Genomic DNA, 24615 nt, shown 5'->3' with positions numbered 1-24615 from the left:
GTTTTGAAAAAAGCTGTTTATTTAAACAGCTTTTATCTTTATTTTTGCACAGTTTAAGCTAAAAATCAGATTGTCAGTTCGGCTTGCATATACAATTTGGCATAGCCTGAAATTTCAATACGATCTTCAGATGCAATCACACATTCTAAAATCCCACCGCGTTTAGATGCCTGAAAGGCTGTTAATCGAGTCTGATTCAATTTTTCAGCCCAAAGTGGAACGATTGCAGTATGGATTGAACCTGTTACTGGATCTTCATCAATACCAATTGCTGGTGCAAAATAACGAGAAACACAATCAAACTGCCCTTCACCTCTGGCGGTAATTGCAACATCGGGTTGAGAAGCAGTAATCGCTGTACGAACTTGTCCAAGTTGTTTTAGCTTTTCCAGATCAGGTTGTTCATCCAATACATCTTGCACCGTTTCATATTCAATAATATAGGCTTGGATATTGCGATAGACCGCTTTAAATGGCTTAGTAAGTCCTTCACGTAATACTTGAGGATAATCAGTAACTAACTCTGCTTTTCGAATCGGGAAATTCATTTTAATTTTGCCATCAGCATCTTGGCTGACAATAAAAATACCCAGATCGCGTACATGGAACTGGATCGTTCCTACCGTGGTAAAGTCTTTAAATAAAACAAATGCACTCGCTAAAGTCGCATGCCCACAAAACGCAACCTCATTGAGTGGAGAAAACCAACGAATCTCATAATTGGTTTCATCAATCGTTTTTACAAAAGCCGTTTCAGACAGATTATTTTCCATGGCAATATTCTGCATCAAACGATCATCTAACCATTCATCGACGACGATCACAGCCGCGGGATTTCCTTTAAATAATTCTTTTGTAAAAGCATCAACTTGGTACATCTTCATGTCACGGCACTCTCTCTATTTTTCAATTATTTTGAACATTTGGTCTATAAAGTATAGATACAGATTTTTCTAAATTTACGATACACCACAGCATTTGTTGTTTAACTTACCTAAATGTATAAAATTTAAGCCCAAAATGTGTTTCGCTTGCTAACAGATCAGCCTAAAAGTCCAATGATTTAGCATAATTCAAAATAAGCCATACAGAATATTCACAATAAAAAATCTGAAGCTCACTATGGTATGACGCAGATTAAACAAGCGAGAAAAACCATGCGTATTCCTGTGAATGCTATCGTATTTGAAGATTTTGAAACCCTCGACATTATGGGTCCTGTTGAATTGTTTGGCTTGCTGCACGAACATTATCAAGTCCAGTTTTATAGCCTGAATGGCGGTCTGGTTTCCAATAAACATGGTGTTTGTATCCAGACCAAATCCTTTAGCGAAATGCACGTGAATGACCAAAGTATTCTGCTCGTTCCAGGCGGTATCGTGACTTTTGAATTAATCAAAAATCAACATTTTCTTGATCAACTCAAAACTTTAGCGGCTCAAAGTAAACACGTGCTTACCATTGTACAGGCAGTTCATTGCTTGCAGCGACAGGTCTTTTAAATGGTGTTAAGGCAACATCGAATAAAATGGCATTTGAATTTGTACAAAAACTCAATGACCAAGTGTTGTGGCAAGCCCAAGCCCGTTGGGTAATTGATGGGAAATTCTATACTTCATCAGGTGTAAGTGCTGGTATGGATATGACCCTTGCCTTCATCCATGACACACAGAGTGAAAAAGTTTCCCAGCTTTGTGCCGAAGAGGCCGAATATATCTGGAATAGCAATCCAAACATTGATCCCTTTTGTAAAGTAAAAGCAGGCTGATTAACGGCTGAATATGAAGATTTATTTATTATCGCTCGCGGTTGGCGTATTGGTCGGTGTGCTGTATTACCTACTGGATGTTAAAGCTCCTGCACCGCCCATTGTGGCATTACTGGGTTTATTGGGCATCGTGATTGGTGAACAATTACTCCCTTTTATTCGACTCTATCTTTCTTAACAAGATAAGCTTTATTCCATCTCCCATAAAAATGAGTGGCCTAAAACCACTCATTTTGATCAAACTCTTTTCACAGACTCAATCAATTCTGACATCGAAGCCTAGATTTTCTGCAATCATCAGCGTTTGATCAAGATTAATAATCGCCTCTTTAATTTGAGTCTCTTTCGGATCTAAATTACTCAAATCACTACCTCTTAAATCACACTCGGTAAAATCTGCGCGGTGTAGCCATGCACCAGAGAGATCACTCTCTCTAATCGAACTTCCATGGCAACGCGCTCCAGTCAAATCAGCTTCTCTTAAACGGGTTCTCAAAAAAGAAGCTTTCTCTAAATCCGCGCCCGGTAATCCAACAAAAGCCCAATCACTGTCCTCAACCCGCATATGGTGAAACTGACAATCGCTAAACATGCTACCAACCAACTTGCAGTCGGTAAATTTGCTATCAAAGAAATTGCAGAAATAGAAAGTACAATTTAAAAACGCACTATGCTGATGAACCGATGCATTAAAACGTGCTCGTCGAAAAGTACATTCATTAAAAATCGCACCTGTACTTTGAGCTTCTGACAGATCTAAGTCTACAAATAGCGTCCGCTCATATTTTTGATTATTGAGTACTTGTCCGTACCAATCCAAGCTAGTAATGGTTTCTGTTGTTTTCGGTGCTGCTGCACCATATTTTCTTTCCGCCATGATGTTCAATTTTTATTTTCGAACACATCAAAATATGTCATACATTCAATTTTGTACATATTTTTCTCATGACTTATTTATCTCAATTTTAAATATTAAAAGAGCAGCTTTGCTACTCTTTTAATAAAGATATAAAGCTTACTTATTCCATATGTTCAATAATCGCTTGTCCGAATTCAGAACAACGTAATAAGGTTGCATTTGGCATTAAACGCTCAAAGTCGTACGTCACGGTCTTGGCTGAAATTGCACCCGAAACACCTTGAATAATTAGATCCGCGGCTTCAACCCAGCCCATATCACGCAACATCATTTCGGCAGAGAGAATAATCGAGCCTGGATTGACCTTATCTTGCCCCGCATACTTCGGTGCAGTGCCATGTGTTGCTTCATAAACTGCTATTGCACCACCAATATTCGCACCCGGCGCAATCCCTATGCCGCCCACTTCTGCTGCAAGTGCATCAGAAATATAGTCACCATTTAAGTTCAGTGTCGCAATCACGGAATAATCGGCTGGACGCATTAAAATTTGCTGTAAGAATGCATCGGCAATCACATCTTTAATAATAATGTCTTTACCCGTTTTCGGATTTTTAATTTTTACCCAAGGCCCACCATCCAGCAGTTGCCCACCAAAACGCTCCATCGCAAGTTCATAGCCCCACTCTTTAAACGCACCTTCGGTATACTTCATGATGTTACCTTTGTGTACTAGCGTCACAGAAGGTTTATCATTATCAATCGCAAACTGAATGGCTTTACGCACCAGACGTTGGGTTCCTTCTTTAGAAACAGGCTTAATGCCGATACCACAATCTTTAGGGAATCGGATTTTGGTCACACCCATTTCTTCTTGCAAAAATTTAATGACTTTTTTCGCTTCTGGAGAATCGGCCTTCCATTCAATCCCTGCATAGATATCTTCTGAGTTTTCACGGAAAATCACCATATCTGTGAGTTCTGGATGTTGTACAGGTGAAGGCACACCTTCAAACCAACGTACTGGACGCACACAGACATATAGATCGAGTTCTTGACGCAATGCAACATTCAAAGAACGAATACCGCCTCCAACAGGTGTAGTCAAAGGGCCTTTTATTGATATAATAAACTCGCGTAAAGCATCAAAAGTTTCTTCTGGCATATAATTGCCATAAATTTTATCTGCTTTTTCGCCGCAGTAGACTTCCATCCATTCGATCGAACGTTTGCCACCGTAAGCTTTTAACACGGCGGCATCTACTACTGCCTTCATTGCTGGTGTAATATCCACACCAATACCATCACCTTCAATAAAAGGGATGATTGGACGATTTGGAACATTCAATGACAGGTCTGCATTTACTGTGATTTTGTCTCCATCAGCAGGAACCACAATCTTCTGATAACCCATTTTGTAGGTTCTCCCTCATGTATTTAGCGATTATCTCTATGCCTTCTATGGCATACTTTCGTTTTTTATTGCATGAAACAGTTTAGTTCAAAACAGGTTTTTTTTGAGATTTATACGGGAAATAACAACATTTCTCCATTAAATAGAAACCTTTATTGTTATGATGCCGCCCATAGCCAAAGTAGTATATCCATATGAAAGTAGTCGTATTTAATAAACCTTTTGACGTTTTGTCACAGTTTCGCGAAGATGAAAAACATTTAACAGTTTCAAGTTTTATTAAAGATCCTGAACTTCGTATTGCAGGACGTCTAGATTTAGACTCTGAAGGTTTAATGTTTCTTACTGATCATGGTGGTTTAAATCAATTCATCACCCATCCTGATAATAAGAAATATAAAACTTATCTTGCTCAAGTTGATGGTGATGTCACAGAAGAAGCTATTGAAAAACTGCAAAAGGGCGTTGAACTTGCAGATGGTATGACTTTACCTGCCAAAGCGCGTAAAGTTGAACAACCGGAATGGCTATGGGAACGTAACCCACCGGTACGTTATCGTGCAAATATTCCAACGACTTGGATCGAACTACAAATCTGCGAAGGTCGTAATCGTCAAGTACGTCGTATGACAGCGGCTGTGGGTTTCCCGACTTTACGTCTGATTCGTACTCAAATTGGTAGCATTGATCTCGTCAAACTGGGTTTACAGCCAGGTGAACAACTCGAAATCGAACCTTTGCTTTATCCAGATTTTAAAGACGTTCCGGCAGACAAGCCTTATGAAGGTCGTTCTTTCGCGAAAAAATCAAATAATAAACCGCATTTTTCTCGTGCCAAAGATAAAGCACGTGAAGAAAGAGGTGAAAAACCATTTAAAGGTAAGAAAAAAGCTGGCGGTGGTACAACCCGTATTTGGCAAACTGATGATGCAGATAAACCACGTCGTAAGACCAATGGTACAACGCGTCCAAATACCAAAGCACCACGCGGACGTAGTCGTAATGGTCGTTAAGATTTGAGTATTTTAAAGCCCATGAAAGTGGGCTTTAAAATTATTAAGGTTATAAAAATGCTTAGAAAAATACGATATAAAATACTTAGACTACTCATTTCTACTTACTTACCATTTCTACTTATTTCAATTTTTTTATTAATAAATCTACTATATTTGTCGTTTGGAAACTTATTAATAAAAATAGAAAATCAAAATAACATCGCTCTTATTACCTCATTATTGGGTAGCGCAGCCACAGTCTTTGCAGCAATAACAGCTGCAGTTTTAGTTCTTAACTGGAAAACACAACATAACTTATCTTTAATTTCAAAATTAATAAATGATATATGGGATTTACATGGACAATTTACATCTAAAATCTATGTTCTAACTTATACATTTTCAATAGAAACAAGAGAGTCAGAATATAAAATCGCCTATGCAGAACTTATTGAAATAGCAGTTCCATTACGCTCAAAAGCACAACAACTACAAATTTTACTTGAAGGGCAAATTGATGAGCAAAATTGGGAGCTTATACAAGACTATTTGAACTATCTAGAAATGTTTTATCCTTGGTCTGCTTTAGAATTTCTAGAGTTTAGAGATGGTCGACATGATTTTCATGCTGAGTTTAAATATGCGAACTCTGCTTTAATGAATGTTTGTAGAAAATACATATCTTTAGAATAAAAAAGCCGATATTTTCATATCGGCTTTTTATATCACCGACAACATTGTCGGTGATATATCAACAATTACAGTGACGCAAGTGTCGTATTAAATGTCGCACTTGGACGCATTACCGCATTTACTTTCGCTGGATCGATTGCATAGTAACCACCGATATCAGCAGCTTGACCTTGTACTTGAGCAAGCTCTGCAACAATCTTCTGTTCGTTTTCAGCAAGTGATTTTGCAAGCGGAGCAAATTTCGTTTTTAACTCAGTATCTTCGTCTTGAGCAGCCAATGCTTCAGCCCAATACAATGCCAAGTAGTAGTGACTACCACGGTTATCTAACTCACCTGTACGACGTGATGGCGATTTGTCGTTATCCAACAATTTTCCTGTCGCTTGATCAAGTGTCTTAGCAAGTAATTTCGCACGGTTATTGTCTTCTTTAATACCAAGCTCTTCTAAAGACACAGCCAATGCAAGGAACTCACCAAGAGAATCCCAACGTAAGTGGTTTTCTTCAACTAACTGCTGTACATGTTTCGGTGCTGAACCGCCAGCACCTGTTTCGTACATGCCACCGCCAGCCATTAACGGCACGATTGACAACATTTTCGCTGAAGTACCCAATTCCATGATTGGGAACAAGTCAGTTAAGTAGTCACGTAAGATGTTACCCGTTACCGAAATCGTATCTAAACCACGTGCTACACGTTCAAGCGTATAACGCATTGCACGTACTTGTGACATGATTTGGATATCAAGACCAGTAGTGTCATGATCTTTCAAGTATTTTTCAACTTTCTTGATCAATTCATTCTCGTGTGGACGGTATGGGTCTAACCAGAAAATCGCAGGCATACCTGAGTTACGTGCACGTGTTACTGCAAGTTTCACCCAGTCACGAATCGGTGCGTCTTTCACCTGACACATACGCCAGATGTCGCCTTCTTCCACATTTTGTGACATCAACACTTCACCAGTGTCTAGATCTGTAATGTTGGCAATACCCGCTTCTGCAATTTCAAAAGTCTTATCGTGTGAACCGTATTCTTCTGCTTTTTGCGCCATCAAACCAACGTTAGGCACAGTACCCATAGTACGTGGGTCAAAGTTACCATTCCACTTACAGAAATTGATCATTTCTTGGTAGATACGTGCGAAAGTTGATTCAGGCATTACTGCTTTACAGTCGTAAGGTTTGCCGTCAGCACCCCACATTTTACCGCCACCACGAATCATTGCAGGCATAGAAGCATCTACAATCACGTCATTTGGTGAATGGAAGTTAGTGATGCCTTTTGCAGAATCAACCATTGCAAGCGCAGGACGGTGTTCTTGGCAAGCATGTAAATCTTCAATGATTTCTTCACGTAAAGACGTCGGTAAAGTTGCGATCTTTTCATAAAGACCAGCCATACCATTGTTTACGTTAATACCGAGTTCATCAAACAATTTACCGTGTTTTTCAAAAGCATCTTTGTAATAGATTTTCACACAGTGACCAAATACGATCGGGTGTGATACTTTCATCATGGTTGCTTTCACGTGTAATGAGAACAAAATGCCCGCTTCACGACAATCTTCAAGTTCTTTTTCATAGAAATCGCAAAGCGCTTTCTTGCTCATAAACATTGAGTCAATGATTTCGCCATCTTGAAGTGCAACTTTTGGCTTAAGCACAATGGTTTCACCAGACTTAGTGATGAGTTCCATTTTCACATTACGTGCACGGTCTAAAGTCATTGATTTTTCGCCATGGTAGAAGTCGCCTTCATCCATGTGAGAAACGTGAGTCTGCGACCATTGCTTCCACTCGCTCATTGAGTGCGGGTGTTTTTTCGCATAATTTTTTACCGCAGCTGGTGCACGACGGTCAGAGTTCCCTTCACGCAATACTGGGTTTACAGCTGAACCAAGGCATTTACCATAACGTGCCTTGATTTCTTTTTCTTCTTCAGTGGTTGGGTTTTCTGGATAATCAGGAATTGCATAGCCCTTCGACTGGAGCTCTTTAATACATGATACCAACTGAGCAACAGACGCACTGATGTTCGGAAGTTTAATGATATTGGTATCTGGATCTTGCGTAAGACGACCTAACTCCGCAAGGTTATTGTTTACCTTTTGCTCATCTTTGAGGTAATCTGAAAATTCTGCGAGCACACGAACCGCAACTGAGATGTCACTTTTAACAATCTCAATGCCAGCAGGTTTTGTAAAGGTCTCAATGATCGGTAGTAATGAATAAGTCGCTAATAAAGGCGCCTCATCAGTCAGTGTGTAAATGATTTTTGACTTTCCACCAGCCATATATAGCCCCTTGTGTTGGATTGAGTTATGGAAAACTGCGCTTGTGGCCCAGCTCCTAGAACCGATTTGCTTGAACAAACTTGAGAGTATCAGCGTTCATCACATGCTAGTCAACGCAATATCCTGTGATAACGACATTTCGATAAAAAATACTACAAAATGATATAATAGTAGCGTTCTGGTATGTATATATGAGGTCAAGTTATGTCTTTTCAAATACAAACCACTGCCAACTTTAAATGAACGTACTGAATTGATCATTTAGCAAACAAATATCCATATTGCTTAAGCATGAACCCTATTTTGACAGAGCTTGATGAAGATTACGTTAATTCTTTAGTGGTAAGATCAATTTAAACGCCACCCCTTCAAATCGATTTTCGACCTCAGTTGAACCTGCATGTAACTGCATAATTGAGCTCACAATAGCCAAACCCAGACCACCTGTTTGTGCTTTTTGATGTCGACTTTCATCGACCTGATAAAACCGGTCGAATAAATAAGGCAAATGCTTTTCATCAATAAAAACGCCTTCTGTCACAATCGTCATGACACAGTTTAAATCACGTTGCTTTACCGCTACTGCAATCACACCATGTGCTCGGCCATGTAAAATGGCATTACTGATTAAATTCGCAATCGCACGCTGAATTAATGCCTCATTCGCCATGATATTGAAATCATCCATGACATCCAGTTGGAGCGTCATCTGATGTTCTTCAATCAAACAATCAAAATAATCAATAACATTCCTCATCAGCTGTTTGACATTGACTGACTTTTTCTCAAGCACCTGTTCATCATGTTCAGAACGTGCAATAAACAGCATGCTTTCGATCATTTTGGTAAGTCGTTCATACTCTTCCAAATGCGAATATAATAAATTTTCTAATTCTTCTGTTTTACGGGGTTGTGACAATAGAATCTGAGTTTGTCCCATTAAATTATTCAGTGGTGTTCTCAGTTCATGTGCAATATCTTCTGAAAATTGCGCCAGTTTCTGATAATCCTGCTGAATTTTATCCAGCATTTCATTCATTGCCTGACTCAGTTGCTGAACTTCAATATTGGTGGATTCAACTTCAATACGATGATTCAGTTTTTGCACATTAATTTTACTGGTCTCGGCAATCAAACTACGCATGGAACGGAATAAATAATGTCCCACCATAAATCCTAGAAGACTGGACAACAAAATGCCTAGACCGCTATAAAACAAGACTTTCCAAAAATATTGACTCAGGATCTGATTCGCCCCATCCCATTGTTGTCCTGCAATCAATTGATACTGCTTATGACCATATTGGATGGATTGAAATGCAAAGCGTGTACTTGGATGCTCAACTGTATTATTACGATACTGAATTTTATTTGAATAATTCAGTTCAGGGATTTTGATCTGTAATGGATTAATCCTAATGATATCCCGCGCTGATTCTTTGACAATAAAAATACTGTCCTCATGCCCCACCATATTTTCATAAAGTTTAGGATATTTCCCCAATATCTGAACAGTATGTGCATCGGTCAAAAAAACTTCCATTCGTTTAATCCGAGCAGCCAAGGCCTTATCTTGCTGGGTATAGACCATTTCACGAAAATTTTGATAAGACAAACCGCCAATACTGATAAAAACGACGCAGGAAATTAAGCTAAAGGCAATACTTAAGCGGGAAGCCAATGACAGTCTATTCATTATTGCCATCTTTTAAATCAACCTTATAGCCCATGCCCCTGACGGTATAAATTAACTTGGGAACAAAATGATCATCAATCTTTGCTCTTAATCGGCGTATCGCAACATCCACCACGTTGGTATCCGTATCAAAATTAATATTCCAAACCATTGAGGCAATTTGCGTTCGTGTCAGTACTTCACCACGATGTTGAATCAACAACTGTAACAACACAAACTCTTTGGCAGTTAAATCAATTTTAGTATCAGCACGATACACTTCCCGACTGAGTCGGTTTAAGCTTAAGTTTGAAATTTGATAAATTTCTTTTTCTACATTCGGTACACGGCGTAACAGGCTTTTGATTCTTGCCAATAGTTCCACATAAGAAAATGGTTTAATTAAATAATCATCGGCCCCAAGCTCCAAACCTTTTACTCGATCCAGAACATGATCTTTTGCAGTTAGCATTAAAACTGGCATTTTCGAAAAAGTGCGTAATGTTTGCAAAACTTGCCAACCGTCCAATTGTGGCAACATCACATCCAAAATCAGTAAATCAAATGCCTCTCGTTGCAAGCGTGACAATGCTTCTATGCCATCTTTTGCAATAGCACAGGTATAACCTGATTCATTTAATCCTTTCGCTAAAAACTGCGCGATTTTAGATTCATCTTCGACAATTAAAATATGCATCCCACATCTTAACCTTGTTTATTCATTGCCAAGATTACAAATCGGTAATCCAATTGTCATCACGCCAAGATTTTTTTCTTCCTACCATGTTCTGAGGAAATAAAGATTTTTATCACCAAACATTCCTCTACTGATTTTGGAAAATTGAATATGGACAAGCTACTCACTCGTTTCGCGGTTTCATCTGTTTTACTGACTGCTGTATCCCTAAGTTACGCTCAGGACGTAAATGATGCAGGTTATTATATCTCTGCAAAAGTTGCCGCTGCTAAGCTGCAAGCCGACAATATGGAAACCAGCTTACGCCCAGGGATTGGTCAATTTATCGCGGGTAAAGATAAAAAAGATTTAACCAATACCTCATTGGGTTTCGGCTATGACTTTGGCAATGGTTGGCGTACTGAAGGTGAATATACCTTTAAAAATAATGCTGAATTTACCAGTGGTTCAAGCAACTTTCCAACCAGCCTCAATCATCATAAAGTCGATACACAACGTTTAATGTTAAATGCTTATCGTGATTTTGAAGTCATGCAAAATGTCGCTGTATACGGAAATCTTGGATTAGGTGTTGCACGTACCGAATCTTCTGGCTGGCAAGGTAATTCCTCTCGCCAATACCTTTCAAATACCGAAACCCAACTGGTGTATAGCATTGGTGCAGGGACTAGTTATAAAGCAATTGATAACCTTAAGCTTGATTTGGGCTACCGTTATATAGACTTGGGTAAAGCCGATAGCGGGTTAAATAACTTTGCCAATGCGCGTAGTTTGCAAGATGAGCAAATGAAAGCACATCTATATTCAAGCGAGTTCTATCTAGGCGCAAGATATTCATTCTAAAACAGCATTAAAAAAGCACTGATCAACAGTGCTTTTTTGCGCTCCTATCTCATGCCCATGCATTGCCCTCACCACAACTGATGGCAATACACACGAAAACATTGATCAAGAAAGGTGGAATATTGTTATGTATAAAAATCTATTCGCCATCGCCGCACTATCGGCTTCAAGCAGCTTGTTTGCAGCAGCACCCAATCCATTGAGTGTGCATGTTCTCAATCAGCAAAATGGTCTACCTGCTGCTGATGTCACCGTTGTGCTCGAAGCACAACAAAAAAACCAGTGGATCGAAATCAATCAGGCCAAAACTGATCAGAATGGACGAATTACTGCCCTTTATCCGACGCAACAGCAATTAAAGTCGGGTATTTATAAAGTGACGTTTAAAACAGGTGACTGGTATAAAGTGCAAAAGCAAAGCAGCTTTTTTCCTGAAATTCCTGTTATTTTTGAAGTTGATGGAACCTTACCGCACTATCACATTCCATTACTGCTCAGCCCCTATGGTTATTCGACTTATCGAGGCAGCTAATAAAAAGGACGCTCATAGCGTCCTTTTTATCAAGTTCTAACCCTTCAACCAACGGTCAACTTTTTGCTGGTCTGCAACTTTGAGCTCAACTGTTGTCAGTGTGTTTTCACCCGCTTGCAGTTCCAGTTGTAATAACTCATCGCGACGGAATGCATAAACCGTAAAGCTGCCTTGTTGCTTTGCATACTTCGCTAAAAGTTTTTCTGATGCTTTGATACCATCAATCGCGATAATGACATCATTCGCCGACAAGCCCGCTTGAGCTGCGGCACTGTCACGACGAAGCTGTTGCACCACCACACCTTCCGCTTTATCAACGACTTTTAAGCCAAAAGGCAAAGCCTTATCATCTTTGACGCTATAACTTAAACCAAATTCAGGGAATAGTTGATCGAGTGGTAATTCATCCGTGGTATTAATCAAATGATTGATTTGCTCGATCCAGTTATCACCTGTCAATTCATGACATAATTCAAAAATGGTGCGATCATTGACCTGAATGCCGTTTTGGGTATTTTCATACAAACGACGCATCAAAGCATCTAAGTTGGATCCACGCAAACGTAAGCCCAAATCAAGACAAAGTGCCACTAAACTGCCTTTGTTATAGTAACTGGTGCCTGCATTATTTGAGTTTTCATCCTGACGATAGAACTTAATCCATGCATCAAAACTCGACTCTGAAACCGATTGAATCAAACGTCCTGGATTTTGTAAGTAACGATCAATTTGCGCTTTCAGTAATTCTAGATAAGACTTCTGCGAAATCACACCACTGCGCAATAAAATCAAATCATCGTAATAAGAAGTAAAACCTTCAAAAATCCAAAGTAAGCTGGTATAGGCTTCTTTATGCAAATCATAATTAGCAAAATTTTCAGGACGAATAAATTTCACTAACCATGAATGAAAATACTCATGGCTGCATAGACCTAAGAAGCGTTGATAATCTTTAGAAGGTTCTTCTGTTTCATCTGCCTTCGGTAAATCATCACGTGGTGTAATTAAACTGGTACTGTTGCAGTGTTCCAAACCGCCATAACTATTGCCTGTGGCCATGGTCATAAAGGTATAGTTTTGGAATGGTGCTGAACCAAACATGTTGATTTCAGTCTGGCAGATCTTTTGAATGTCCGCCTCTAAACGCGACAAGTTGGTCGTGTGCTTCCCAGAGATTACAAACTCATGCGGAATACCGTCGGCTTCAAAGCTAAAACGACTTTGCTCTGCCAATTCAAATGGACTATCAATCAGTTGATCATAGTTTTCTGCTTTTAAGGTGAAACGCCCCTTTACCAAGCTTTTTGAAGGCAAACCTGTTGCGATTTGAAAATGTTTTAATTCATCAGGTAAGAATAGTTCAAGCTCACATGCTGCTTGTTCTTGATCTATCAGCCCTAAACAAACACATGCAGGATTAACATATAACCGTGTTTGATCGACATAGGCGCCACGTACAGACAAATCATAGGCATAGACATCGTATTCAACCGTAATCAGTTCGTGATCGGTATTGAATAAACGCCAACGATTTTTTTCAGTTTTTTTAATCGTTAGTAAACGTCCAGCTTCATCTGATGCTTTTACTGACTCGATATGTTTTGAGAATTCTCGAATCAAATAACTACCGGGAATCCAAGTCGGTAGCCAAAGTTCTTGATTGGGATTTGCAAGAAAACGAAGTGTGACATGAATCAGGTGCTGGCGATAATCGTCGAACTCAATTTGGTAGTGCAACATAATTTTTAATCATGGAAATAGGAACAATTTCACACAGCTTAGCATTTTTTTACAAAGTCATGCGTAGATGTCGTAATTGTCAGCAAAAGTTTAGGGGCTATTGTCACTTTATCTATGGTTGCGACAGCGGATGTTTTTTAGGCGATACAAGGCATGTCTTGTGAAATTTAGTCATTCTAAATGAACAAGGCATAACGTAGTAGCGACAAAAAATGCTCCTGTCCCAAAGGGTTGTGGCTAAAATATCCTCATACTTCGTTATGAAACTTGGCAAGGGAATAGCCATTCCCTGCGTTCCACGCCTCGTCTGATGATTTTTTAGCCTACAACGCAATTCATATATAAATTGTCAATAGCCCCTAGATTCTTCAACAAAAAAGTCATAGCATTCTTGTCTCGCATTCTGGGCCATCGGATCGGCAATACAAGGTATTCACGTGAAATTTCTCCTCTCCCTCTTTACGTTGTTTAGTCTCGTCTGTGCAAACCTTGCACATGCAAATTTACTGAACATCGCACCTGAAACAGTTGAAGCACAAGCATGGTCGGTGATTGATGCTCAATCAGGACAAATCATTGCTGAACACAATAGCCACGTTCAACGTGCTCCAGCGTCTTTAACCAAAATGATGGTTGCCTATATCGCATTAAAAGAGATCGAAGCGGGTAAATTACGTAAAGAAGAAGTACTGACTGCTACACCTGTGGTCAGTACAGTGATGTGGGATGAGTCACAGATGTACCTGAAAGCTGGCGAACAGATTTCTGTGGATCAACTGTTGGCAGGTTTAATTGTGATGTCTGCCAATGATGCGGCAGTCACCCTTGCTGAAAAAATTTCAGGCGGTGTGCCACAGTTCGTTGCTCGTATGAACCAAGAAGCACAAGCTCTTGGGATGAAAGATACACATTTCAGCAACCCTGCTGGGATTACCATGACCGATCACTATTCAACAGCTGCAGATTTAAGCCTACTTGCAAAAGCGATTGTGAAAGAAACACCTGAATATTTATATTATTCAAAAATGCCAAGTTTTAGTTATAACCAACGCTTCCATCATGCAACCAATCTTGCTTTAAAAATGGATCCAACAGCAGATGGCCTAAAAACGGGTTATACCAAAGCAGCAGGCTACAATCTTGCATTAACAGCAGAGCGTCCGACGTTTAACCCGCATGTTGAAAAGCGTCGTTTGATTGTTGTGGTATTAGGTACACCTAGCGCAGTAAAACGTGCTGAAGTGGCGCATAAACTCATGAACTTGGCTTATACCTATACCCGTGACGAAGAAGTTATTCCAAAACAAAGATTAATTGCAGAACTTCCTGTAATTAAATCAACCTTGAAAATGTTTAAAGTGGAAACACAGCAGCCCACGATTGTGACCACCTCACTTTACGGCCAAGCAACGCCAATTGATTTAAATAGCTTTGATTTATTGACACAACGTATTCATTTGATCGATGCAAACCAACAGGTCACGACCGTTGAACCGCTACAAACCACCAATACACATATCAATATTCAGCTCAATGAACAGCATTTAACTGCCCCTTTGACACAAGTCATGAATCTGGCAACGGTATCGATTTATCAAAATAATCAGTTGATTCGTAGTTTACAAATTGAGAATGATGTGCAGATTGAAGAAGCCAATATTTTCCAGAAAATTATGATTTGGTTTTCTAACCTGTTCTCTTTTTTCTCTACCAGTGATAGTAAAGCTGCCAAACTTTATCCAGTAAATCAAGGGTAAAAAACCAACTATTTTTATCAAGATTACACATACATTGTTGAAAAAAGGATGGCATAATCCAGCCATCCTTTCACAAAAACAATTAGGTTAATCATGAGCAAAACCTTACATCATATCGTGATTGTGGGCGGTGGCGCAGGTGGTTTAGAACTTGCGACACAACTAGGTGAACGTTTTGGTAAAAGACAGAAAGCAAGAATTACGCTAGTCGATCAAAACCTCACTCACATTTGGAAGCCTCTCCTACATGAAATTGCTGCTGGCTCGCTAAATCCTCACGAAGAACAAACCAATTATTTTGCTCACGCAGAAAAACATCATTTTGAGTTCGTACTTGGAACCTTAATCGATGTAAACAAAGATCAAAAACAAATTACGCTTTCTCCCCCGCAACTTTCTAAAGAACACACCCCACTCACCCAGAACCTCAGCTACGATACACTTGTGCTAGCCGTAGGTTCGGTATCGAATGACTTTGGTACAGAAGGTGTGCGCGAACATTGTCATTTCCTTGATAGCCGTCAACAAGCAGACATCTTCCAACAAGATTTATTTCACCTTTATATCGAAGCACAAAACCAACCTACCGAACGCGCTCTAAATATTGGTATCGTTGGGGCTGGTGCAACAGGTGTGGAGCTGGCGGCAGAACTGATTGAAACCACGAAAAACTTTTACCGTTATGGTTTAAAGAAAATTGATCCGAAGCAGGTCAAAATTACCCTAATTGAAGCTTCTGATCGCATTCTCCCTGCACTGACTGAAAAAACGGCTGCACATAGTGCCAAGCAACTCAAGAAAATGGGCATTGAAATTCTGACCCAACATAAAGTGCAAAAAGTCGATGAATCAAATGTCTACTTTAGTAATGGCAACGTCTTGCACTCAGATATTACGGTTTGGGCAGCAGGCGTCAAAGCACCGAAAGTTTTAGAATCATTTACTGATTTTAAACGTGACAAGATTAATCGTTTAATGGTGTATGCAACACTACAGACTTATTCTGATCCCAATGTATTTGCCTTTGGTGATTGCGCCAACTGTCAATTAGATGCGCGTCAGCCTCCTCTAGGTCCACGTGCACAAGTGGCAAGTCAGCAAGCAACATTTCTGGTCGATGCAATGGCAGCACGTCTGTCAGGTTCTCCACAACCCATGTTTAGCTTTAATGAGAAAGGATCTCTGGTCTCATTAAGCCATAATCAAGCTGTAGGCGAGTTGTTGGGTGATGTTAGCGTACAGGGCTTTATTGCAAAAACCATGTATGTATCGTTATACCGATTGCATCAAGCCAATATTCATGGCTATACCCAAGCAGGTATGCTCACCATGAAAGATTTTCTGACACGTCGCGTACGTCCAAAAATTAAACTGTATTGAGTTGAAATTTGATATTTCGTCTCAATATTTAACTAAATCGTTTCAAAAAGTGGAAAATAGTCAACAAAATCTATTTTTCACTTTATGATATACAGCTAAAACTATTGATGACATGGATTCAAAACATGACTGCTATTGCACTTAACCACGTGGTTTCATTCCACTACACTTTAACAAACGCTGAGGGTGAAACACTTGATCAATCTCAAGGTGAACCACTTGCATATTTGCACGGCGCAGGCAACATCATTCCTGGTTTAGAAAATGCACTTACAGGTAAAACTGTAGGCGAAAAATTCACTGTAAACGTTCCAGCTGCTGAAGGTTATGGCGAATACAACCCAGACCTCGTTCAAGAAGTTCCAGCTCAAATGTTCCAAGGTGTGGACAACATCCAACCTGGTATGCAATTCCAAGCTCAAACTGATGATGGCGTTCAAATCGTAACTGTTAAAGCGATTGAAGGCGACAACATCATCGTTGATGCGAACTTCCCACTTGCTGGCCAAGATCTTACTTTTGAAGTAGAAATCGTAGAAATCCGTGATGCTTCTCAAGAAGAATTAGATCATGGTCACGTTCACGGTGCAGGTGGTCACCACCACTAATTCTTTTGAATTAGATGGAAAAAGCAAAGCTTCGGCTTTGCTTTTTTATTGCCAAGTACTTTTCCAAAATCGGAAAATCGCTTAACGTTATTCAACTTTCGATTTTAATCCACAGCTATGTCTCAGACCTATCAACTGATTTGGTTTCGCCAAGATTTAAGAATCCTTGATCATGCAGCGCTTTGGCATGCGACTCAAGCAGGCCCTACAATTGCACTTGTCGTTTTGTCCCCTTCGCAGTGGCAGCAACACGACGATGCAGCGATTAAAATCGAATTTTATTTACGTCAATTACAACAACTTAAACAGCAACTTGCAGACCTAAATATTCCCGTGCTGGTTCAAACCATTCCGTTTTGGAAAGATATTCCTGACTTCTTTTTACATTTAATTCAAAAACTTAATATTGAAAATATATATGCCAATATCGAACTTGGCATCAATGAACTCAAACGAGATCAGGCTGTACACCAGCAACTCAATCAATATAAAAAAGAATTGATCCTTTTCCATGATCGAACTTTATTTCCAGTTGCCTCCATCCGCAATCAATCAAACTCGCCCTATCAGGTTTTTGGTGCATTTAAGAAAACCTGCTATCAACGTTTACAGCACGGTTTACCCCAATGTTATCCTTCCCCAACAAAGCAACAACCACTGTCGCTGGATATATCCGCCTTTCAACAAGATGACATCCAAACATTACAACGCGACTATATAAAACAAATCCAAGATACCAACTTTAGCCAATGGCAAGTTGGAGAAGCACATGCACTCATGCTCTTAGATCAATTTATTGATGAACGCTTAACTGACTATAAAACAGCACGGGATTTACCTGCGCTATCTGGCACCAGTCAGCTTTCAGCCTATTTAAATATTGGCATTATTTCGATTCGCCAATGCATACAAGCACTCTTTAGACAGCAACATGGACATTTTGAGATTCAGTCCGAAGGCCAACAAACATGGTTGGATGAACTACTTTGGCGTGAGTTTTATCAACACATCTTGTTTGATTTCCCCAAAGTCTCCAAACATCAGCCCTTTCAATCCCAGACCCAAAAGATCAACTGGCGCGAAGATTCTATTGCTTTAAAAAAATGGCAACATGGACAAACAGGCATCCCCATTATTGATGCAGGTATGCGGCAAATGTTAGCCACGGGATGGATGCATAATCGGGTACGTATGATCTGTGCCATGTTCCTAAGCAAGAACCTCCTCATCGACTGGCGGAAAGGTGAACAATGGTTTATGCAGCACCTGATTGATGGTGACTTGGCTGCCAATAATGGTGGATGGCAATGGTGCGCTTCTACAGGAACAGATGCTGTTCCTTATTTCCGTGTGTTTAATCCGATAACTCAATCACAGAAGTTTGATCCTGAAGGTGAATATATCCGTAAATGGGTTCCAGAACTGGCCCATCTTGATAACAAAATGATTCATGAACCATATGCTAGAAATCAGCCTTCAACACTGGATTATCCTGAGCCCATGGTGGATTTAAAGGCCAGTCGCTTACGTGCAATCGAAGCATTCAAATCGCATTAACAAAGCTTACAGAAATTAAATAAACTTCTAAAATAGGATACTTTTTATTCTTTTGAAATACAGACTATACTGTATGTTACTGTTTATAAAATTATTTTACAAAGCAAACAACAGAAAAACTGTCGTAATAATCGTAAAATAATGCTACCTTGGTCACAAAAGACATTTATTAAAACTAAAATTATTATGCAAAAAAATCCAGCTCCAGCACTCGTCTTGTGGATTATTTCCGCTCAAATTTTTATGGGCATCGTCGCATATGAGTGGCTTCCAGCCAGTTATCGCGGTAGTTGGGTGTTTCTGCTCATTCTGTTAATTTCTGGGGCTTTTTTAAATGTCGGCATGGCATTAGTCCTCGGTTTGATCACATTTGTGGGCGTTGCAGTCTATTTCTTTCTTGATTTGGCCAATCAAACCTATGTGGAACGTCAACTGTTGTTATTGTTCGTGCTACCGATTACCCCAATCTTTTTAAGTGCAATACGTCATAATATTCAAAATGCCTTAAAAAGCTTTCGTGCAATCCAAAGTTATGATCGTAATTATCAACACGATATCTTACCGCTGACCGCCTTAAAACATTTCCAAGGCGAATTAAAAAAGCTATTGCAGCTCACGCATAAAGATCACTATAAAATTATTAGCACTCATATCAATAATACCGTACTAATTCGTGAAATGCTGGGCGAAGACATTTGGAAAGAAACCCAGAATAAAATTATGGCGATTCTTTCAAATGAAAGAGAGAGTGTGATTTACCATTTCATTAACGAAGAACTGAGTGAAATTAAAAGTATTGTCATTCACGAACCGAGCGTTGATGAACATCAGATCTATCCACACTTCATTCAAGATCTTCAAGAACTCACTGTACTCAAACTGCATATTGAGCAACATACTGAATACTTAACACCTTCCAGTCGAGAGGTGCGCTGATGTCAGTATTACTCAATATCTGTGGTGTTCTGGTCGCAACCAGTAACATTCCTGATACGACGTTGCAGCAATTTTATCAGCAGTATTATCACTGCAAAATTGAAACAGCAAAAACAGAATTAACTACGCAGACTGAAGCACCTCAAACCGTTGCACAACTATTTCCACAACCTGCAACATGGTGGCCTGTATTCACTTCAGACCAACTAGATTCTGAAAGTTTCAAGCAACTGATTGAACGAGGGATCAAACCGGGTGTAATCCTGCCGAACGAATATTTTAGCGCGGTTAAATATTATAAAATTAAAAAAGCCGTCAATGATGGTGCAATTCCTGTCGCCTTCTATCAAATGGCTCATGCAAAGTATTTTGCGGCTAAAGCAACTTTTTCCACCGCCATTGGCTTACGTCCTTTAGCGGCATTGATTGAAACAGGCTGGGATGAAAACCTGATTGCTCAGCCTGCTGGCAGCTACATTATCCAATCAGACAGCCCAACTGAACTACGTATCCCTGCCCGCAAAATTCAGCATCATCAACATTATTTCTATCAAGCAATTACCGACCCATCACAAAGTTCAGGTTATCAAGTTGTGATTAACCCACCATTGGGTATGCCCTTAAATACCATTGAATATCCTAAACTGGGGATCTCATGGGATTTGAATCGCACCCAATTTACCAGTACTACAGACGGCGTTGAAACCAGTTTATTCGGCTATATTCTAATCGGACTGAGTACAGTGGTCATTCCACTCGACTATATCTATTCAGCGCATTATCCGAGTTTACTCAGTACGTTCGGAAGTTCTATTTCCTGGATTTCTTTATTACTTGGCGGCGGATTACTCCTTATTTTGATTATATCTATCATTCGCAGGAGAAGAATAAATGCCCGCAATTGATATTCTTTTCTTATTTGGTTTTCTTGGGATCTGGATTCCACAAGCCTTTTGGGCATGGTTGAGCTTTCAGGCATGGAAATATTCTAAAAATGCAGCAAAGGAGCTGGAAAACCTTCCTGTTCCTGAACGATGGCCCGTATTAAGTGTCTTGATTCCAGCCTATAACGAAGGTGTCGTAATCGAAGATACTTTACATGCGATTGCACAACAGGATTATCCTGCACATGCCTATGAAGTTCTGCTGATTAATGATGGCTCTAAAGACAATACTTTAGAAATTGCGGAGCGCATGGCTGCTATTTATCCTTGCATTAAAATTGTTAATGTACCGAAAGGCATGGGTGGTAAAGGTAAGTCTCGTACACTCAACAACGGTTTACCGCATGCCACGGGAGAACTGATCGTCGTCTATGATGCTGACAGTACGCCTGAACCCGACTGTGTACGTCTATTGGCCCAAACCTTACTGGCCGATAAAAAATTAGTGGCGGTAAACGGGAAAGTGCGTACCCGTAACTGGCGTGACAGTATTTTGACCCGTTTTATTGCGATTGAATTTATTTTCTTCCAATGGATTTTCCAAGGTGGTCGCTGGCAACGGTTTGAACTGTCGACCTTAATGGGCACCAATTACGTAATCTGGCGCGATGCTCTAGAAACGCTAGGTGGTTTTGATGAAAAATCTTTGGTTGATGATACCGAGATGAGCTTTAGAATTTTTCTTGGGCAAAGACGGATTAAATGGGTGCCGTACGCGGTTGGCTGGCAACAAGACCCGCCCTCTCTAAGTGTGTTTGTAAAACAACGCTCACGCTGGACACAAGGGAATTTCTACGTCACCAGTAAATATTTGCCAATTGCACTACGAAAACCCTTCCCAATCGGTATAGAAATTTTTAACAACATCATGTGTTATGTGCTGTTCGTACCCGCACTGATCTGGAGTCACATCACTTTAACTTTAGGCTTATTGGGTATTGCAGGGATTACCGTTCCGGGCCCATTTACTCTACTTTGGGGCCTATCCTTCTGTTTATATGTCGCACAAATGTGGTTCACCTTATCTTTAGAAAGAGCCAAACCTCAACTATATTTCTTCGCGGTTTTATCTTACGTAACGTATTCACAAGTGTTCTTATTTATCGTGTTTAAAGCTGCATATGACATGCTTAAAAATAAGATCCAAGGCAATTCATTACAGTGGTATAAGACTGAGCGTAGCAAGGAGAAAAAATAAATGAAAAATAACCCATTACATCATCAATTTCTAAAAGCATTAGTTGCAAGTGTCGCTCTTTCCTTGCCCGTCTTTGCTGTGGCTGATACCTTGAATACTTGGACGTTTGATAATATCAATACCTCCAATAAATATACGATTGAACCGCATTTCTTTTATGTAGGCAAAGGTTCTGAATGGCAAAATATTCGCTTTACCAGTGATTATTCCACCGAACATTTCACCACTTTATTGGTTAAGTTTGACGACAAGCTGATTTATAACACCACCTTAAACGGAGATGGCTCATTAAGCTTTGATATACCAGCAACCCAAAGTGGTTTCCATCGCCTAGACTTTATTTTACAGCAGTACTCACCCAATACCTCACCTGCCGCTGACAGAACTACCTTCTGTAGTGAGGATGTCGATCAAGTCACTTATTTAAGTAATTCTAAAATTGACTACATTCGACACAGACCAATTTATCGCTTAAAAGATTTGCCTGACGCTTTATTTAATCCTCAGGTTGTCCGTCCAACGCCCTTTGTCGGTGTCTTAAAATACGATCCAACCCATGTAAACGAAGCAAGTATGCTAGGACGTCTGATCAGCGCATGGGGATCGGTTACACCAATTCAGTGGTATGAACAAAATGCCCCAGCAGAACAAGCCCCTAACTTCTATATTGAAATTAAGAAATCAGCAACGCCTTTACCAAAAGGTACTTTGGTCCAGATCAGTACGGAAAATGATATTCCAACCCTACAAATTCAATATGATCAGCCAGAGAAACTCGTCTCTGCGATTAATGGATTACTCAATCCCAATTATTTACAACAACTAAATACCTCAGCAACCTTTCTTCCAAATAAACTGGAAACACCAAACTGGGCCAAGATTAAGCAAATCCATACCCTTGCGGACTTAGGCATTAGTGATTTCCGTTTGAATCAAGCTGAAAAAAATCTCTTCCTTAACTTCCCCGCTGTTTGGCAGCCAACGGATATTTTACAAGGTCAAATCGCACTCCGTGTGCAAAGCGGTTTATTAGAAGGGTCTAACATTACCACATGGATTGATGGCGGCTTTGCTGGAAGCTTAAAAACAGCCAATTTAGATTCCGATCCAGTGAATCGACAATTCAACTATTTTGCAAAAACCATTTCAAACAATACAACCTTCAATTTGAAGCTTGAAAATTCGGTGATTGTAAATTCACAGTGTTTACCAACAGCAAAAGGCTCACTGTGGATTGATACGCAAAAATCGACGGTGAAATTGCCGCATAAATTAAAAAATGGTGTCGCATCTTTATCAATGACCTTTGCAACACATCCTACTATTGCCATTGACGGCAATGCAGGCAGTTTGGAAATTGCAATGATCATGAGTCAAGTCGCCAAGAAAATGCTGATGACCAACGATCCAATTCCCTTAAATCTAGTGAAATTAGATCCAAACAAACCTGAACTTTTAAACGTACAAGTGAATCCTAATATTTATCGGCAACAAGTGTTAATGCATCAAAATACGCTTTATGCACCTGCGACTGCCAATGGTTTCTTGGTCAGCTTCCATGATCAACGTTTTGATATTATTACTGATTCAATGCAGGGCGCACAAAATTTCACTAAACTTTGGGAGAAAATCCAACAAAATATCCCAAACAATGCCAGTAAGATTTTGGTCACAGATAGTGGTCAAGTTTTTGTTTTGCAAAAAATTATGGTGGGGAACCAAAAAGCACCTCTCGTTAAGCAATCATCATTCTTTATCTTGGTCGTTACAATCTCTGCTATCATGATTCTTGCAATTTTGCTCTGGTACTGGCGTAAACGACCTAATGCTAAAAATAAGGCTGACTAAATCAACAACGTTAATCACGCTAAGCCTCTCAGCCTTATTGTTTTTAGGAGGTTGTACTCATCAGCTTAAGGCAGATGTACAACCTCCACAGATTGAAGGTGTGTTTTGGCAACCGGACTTAGCCACTACACCTCCTTCAGGGAATTGGAATCTGCTCGGTGTTTCTACTTTTGTTCCTCAATGGTCTGTAGTGCAATCCAAGTCGTGGTTTGACCATGAAATGGGTTTTCAAAGATGGGATAAAAACATTAACCTTAAACAACTTCAGCAAAATCCATGGGCTCAACATATGCTTTTAGGCTTAGCTGGAGAATATGATGAAAGGTTAGCCCGCTCCAATGTATTGCAGCTTGCCGAGAATTCTAAAAAAATCATCGAGAATACTAAATCCATTCCACTTAAAGGTTATTACTTTCCGGTGGAAGCAGACCCGACTTGGATCTGTGTCAATGATCTTGCCAAAGCGATTCGAACTTTACCAAAACCACTTTGGATCAGTATCTATAGCGGTGAACAAGCACCAGAGCATTTAGATGCTTGGTTAAAAAGCTGGTTGCCCAGCCATACAGGCGTATTCTTTCAGGATGGTGTCGGTGTCGGAACCCGTTCACCACAACAAGCGCGTATCGTTTTAGAAGACCTTCAAAAAGAATTTGGAAAAGATAATATTATCATCGTATTAGAAGCTTTCCGCCCAACGAAAGGTGGAAAATTCCGCTCCGCCTATCCTTGGGAAATTATTGAACAACTTAAAAGCTATGAAGGGCAAAAAGTATATATTTTTGACGGCCCACATTATATGAACCGTATGACGGTTTATACTGTCGCACTGTGGTACAAGCTCAGGTATGGAGCAAATACCCATTAATGCTCG

The 24615-nt window shown here is 39.8% G+C and carries 21 protein-coding genes and 1 pseudogene; 15 read left to right on the top strand and 7 right to left on the bottom strand.

Annotated elements, in window-relative coordinates; genetic code table 11:
- Positions 1–65 precede the first annotated feature (65 nt).
- Positions 66–884, bottom strand: coding sequence for a PhzF family phenazine biosynthesis protein (locus FPL17_RS00650; RefSeq protein WP_159882508.1), 819 nt, complete (start codon positions 882–884; stop codon positions 66–68).
- A 243-nt stretch (positions 885–1127) separates the two neighbouring features.
- Between FPL17_RS00650 and FPL17_RS00645 the strand changes: the two are divergent.
- Both FPL17_RS00645 and FPL17_RS00640 read left to right on the top strand, forming a co-directional pair.
- Positions 1128–1768, top strand: a pseudogene (locus tag FPL17_RS00645) (DJ-1/PfpI family protein).
- 13 nt (positions 1769–1781) lie between these two features.
- Complete coding sequence (locus FPL17_RS00640; RefSeq protein WP_005184112.1) at positions 1782–1946, top strand: DUF1427 family protein; 165 nt, start codon at positions 1782–1784, stop codon at positions 1944–1946.
- A 78-nt stretch (positions 1947–2024) separates the two neighbouring features.
- Here the strand turns inward: FPL17_RS00640 and FPL17_RS00635 are convergent, their stop codons facing one another.
- Both FPL17_RS00635 and icd read right to left on the bottom strand, forming a co-directional pair.
- Positions 2025–2645 carry a pentapeptide repeat-containing protein gene (locus tag FPL17_RS00635; protein ID WP_151715918.1) on the bottom strand — a complete coding sequence of 207 codons (621 nt, stop codon included), beginning with the start codon at positions 2643–2645 and terminating at the stop codon, positions 2025–2027.
- A 142-nt stretch (positions 2646–2787) separates the two neighbouring features.
- On the bottom strand, positions 2788–4041 hold the full coding sequence (gene icd, locus FPL17_RS00630; RefSeq protein WP_005184117.1) for an NADP-dependent isocitrate dehydrogenase: 1254 nt from the start codon (positions 4039–4041) through the stop codon (positions 2788–2790).
- Positions 4042–4235: 194 nt separating this feature from the next.
- On the opposite strand from icd, the gene FPL17_RS00625 reads away from it, so the two are divergent.
- A complete protein-coding gene (locus FPL17_RS00625; protein ID WP_005202279.1) occupies positions 4236–5054 on the top strand; it encodes an rRNA large subunit pseudouridine synthase E in 819 nt (272 codons plus the stop codon).
- Positions 5055–5057: 3 nt separating this feature from the next.
- The gene (locus FPL17_RS00620; RefSeq protein WP_228277583.1) at positions 5058–5729 is read left to right on the top strand and encodes a hypothetical protein; all 672 of its coding nucleotides are present in this window, start codon (positions 5058–5060) and stop codon (positions 5727–5729) included.
- A gap of 65 nt (positions 5730–5794) precedes the next feature.
- Here the strand turns inward: FPL17_RS00620 and FPL17_RS00615 are convergent, their stop codons facing one another.
- The 3 genes from FPL17_RS00615 to FPL17_RS00605 form a co-directional block, all read right to left on the bottom strand.
- Entirely contained in the window at positions 5795–8026 is a 2232-nt protein-coding gene (locus FPL17_RS00615) for an NADP-dependent isocitrate dehydrogenase (RefSeq protein ID WP_159882506.1), read from the bottom strand.
- Between the two features lie 328 nt (positions 8027–8354).
- Entirely contained in the window at positions 8355–9731 is a 1377-nt protein-coding gene (locus tag FPL17_RS00610; RefSeq protein WP_159882504.1) for a heavy metal sensor histidine kinase, read from the bottom strand.
- Positions 9715–10398: a heavy metal response regulator transcription factor gene (locus tag FPL17_RS00605; RefSeq protein WP_005184130.1), complete on the bottom strand. Its 684-nt coding sequence runs from the start codon at positions 10396–10398 to the stop codon at positions 9715–9717. Before FPL17_RS00605 ends, FPL17_RS00610 begins: the two co-directional genes overlap by 17 nt.
- 150 nt (positions 10399–10548) lie before the next feature.
- Between FPL17_RS00605 and FPL17_RS00600 the strand changes: the two genes are divergently transcribed.
- On the top strand, positions 10549–11241 hold the full coding sequence (locus tag FPL17_RS00600) for an outer membrane protein (RefSeq protein ID WP_159882502.1): 693 nt from the start codon (positions 10549–10551) through the stop codon (positions 11239–11241).
- A gap of 127 nt (positions 11242–11368) precedes the next feature.
- Complete coding sequence (gene uraH / locus FPL17_RS00595; RefSeq protein WP_151715923.1) at positions 11369–11773, top strand: hydroxyisourate hydrolase; 405 nt, start codon at positions 11369–11371, stop codon at positions 11771–11773.
- A 36-nt stretch (positions 11774–11809) separates the two neighbouring features.
- Here uraH and FPL17_RS00590 read toward each other — a convergent pair whose 3' ends face one another.
- Positions 11810–13513, bottom strand: coding sequence for a M61 family metallopeptidase (locus FPL17_RS00590; RefSeq protein WP_159882500.1), 1704 nt, complete (start codon positions 13511–13513; stop codon positions 11810–11812).
- A gap of 437 nt (positions 13514–13950) precedes the next feature.
- On the opposite strand from FPL17_RS00590, the gene FPL17_RS00585 reads away from it, so the two are divergent.
- The 9 genes from FPL17_RS00585 to FPL17_RS00545 all read left to right on the top strand — a co-directional run bounded on the left by FPL17_RS00585 (position 13951) and on the right by FPL17_RS00545 (position 24609).
- Positions 13951–15270: a D-alanyl-D-alanine carboxypeptidase PBP6B gene (locus tag FPL17_RS00585; protein ID WP_159882498.1), complete on the top strand. Its 1320-nt coding sequence runs from the start codon at positions 13951–13953 to the stop codon at positions 15268–15270.
- Positions 15271–15363: 93 nt separating this feature from the next.
- Positions 15364–16650 (top strand): NAD(P)/FAD-dependent oxidoreductase, encoded by a 1287-nt coding sequence (locus FPL17_RS00580; protein WP_159882496.1) that lies wholly within the window; start codon positions 15364–15366, stop codon positions 16648–16650.
- 125 nt (positions 16651–16775) lie between these two features.
- A complete protein-coding gene (locus FPL17_RS00575; protein ID WP_004801387.1) occupies positions 16776–17258 on the top strand; it encodes an FKBP-type peptidyl-prolyl cis-trans isomerase in 483 nt (160 codons plus the stop codon).
- Between the two features lie 117 nt (positions 17259–17375).
- Entirely contained in the window at positions 17376–18815 is a 1440-nt protein-coding gene (locus FPL17_RS00570) for a cryptochrome/photolyase family protein (protein WP_159882494.1), read from the top strand.
- A gap of 186 nt (positions 18816–19001) precedes the next feature.
- A complete protein-coding gene (locus FPL17_RS00565; RefSeq protein ID WP_159882492.1) occupies positions 19002–19751 on the top strand; it encodes a hypothetical protein in 750 nt (249 codons plus the stop codon).
- A complete protein-coding gene (locus FPL17_RS00560; RefSeq protein WP_159882490.1) occupies positions 19751–20656 on the top strand; it encodes a hypothetical protein in 906 nt (301 codons plus the stop codon). Before FPL17_RS00565 ends, FPL17_RS00560 begins: the two co-directional genes overlap by 1 nt.
- Complete coding sequence (locus FPL17_RS00555; protein ID WP_005184164.1) at positions 20643–21893, top strand: glycosyltransferase family 2 protein; 1251 nt, start codon at positions 20643–20645, stop codon at positions 21891–21893. Before FPL17_RS00560 ends, FPL17_RS00555 begins: the two co-directional genes overlap by 14 nt.
- On the top strand, positions 21894–23741 hold the full coding sequence (locus tag FPL17_RS00550) for a hypothetical protein (protein WP_159882488.1): 1848 nt from the start codon (positions 21894–21896) through the stop codon (positions 23739–23741). It abuts the gene before it with no gap.
- A complete protein-coding gene (locus tag FPL17_RS00545) occupies positions 23719–24609 on the top strand; it encodes an alpha-amylase family protein (RefSeq protein ID WP_159882486.1) in 891 nt (296 codons plus the stop codon). The genes FPL17_RS00550 and FPL17_RS00545 overlap by 23 nt, the downstream gene beginning before the upstream one ends.
- Positions 24610–24615 lie beyond the last annotated feature (6 nt).

The organism is Acinetobacter dispersus (assembly GCF_009884975.1).
Taxonomy (GTDB): Bacteria; Pseudomonadota; Gammaproteobacteria; order Pseudomonadales; family Moraxellaceae; genus Acinetobacter; species Acinetobacter dispersus.
Note: the sequence above shows the minus strand (reverse complement) of the source record. Positions and strands in the feature narration are given on the sequence as shown.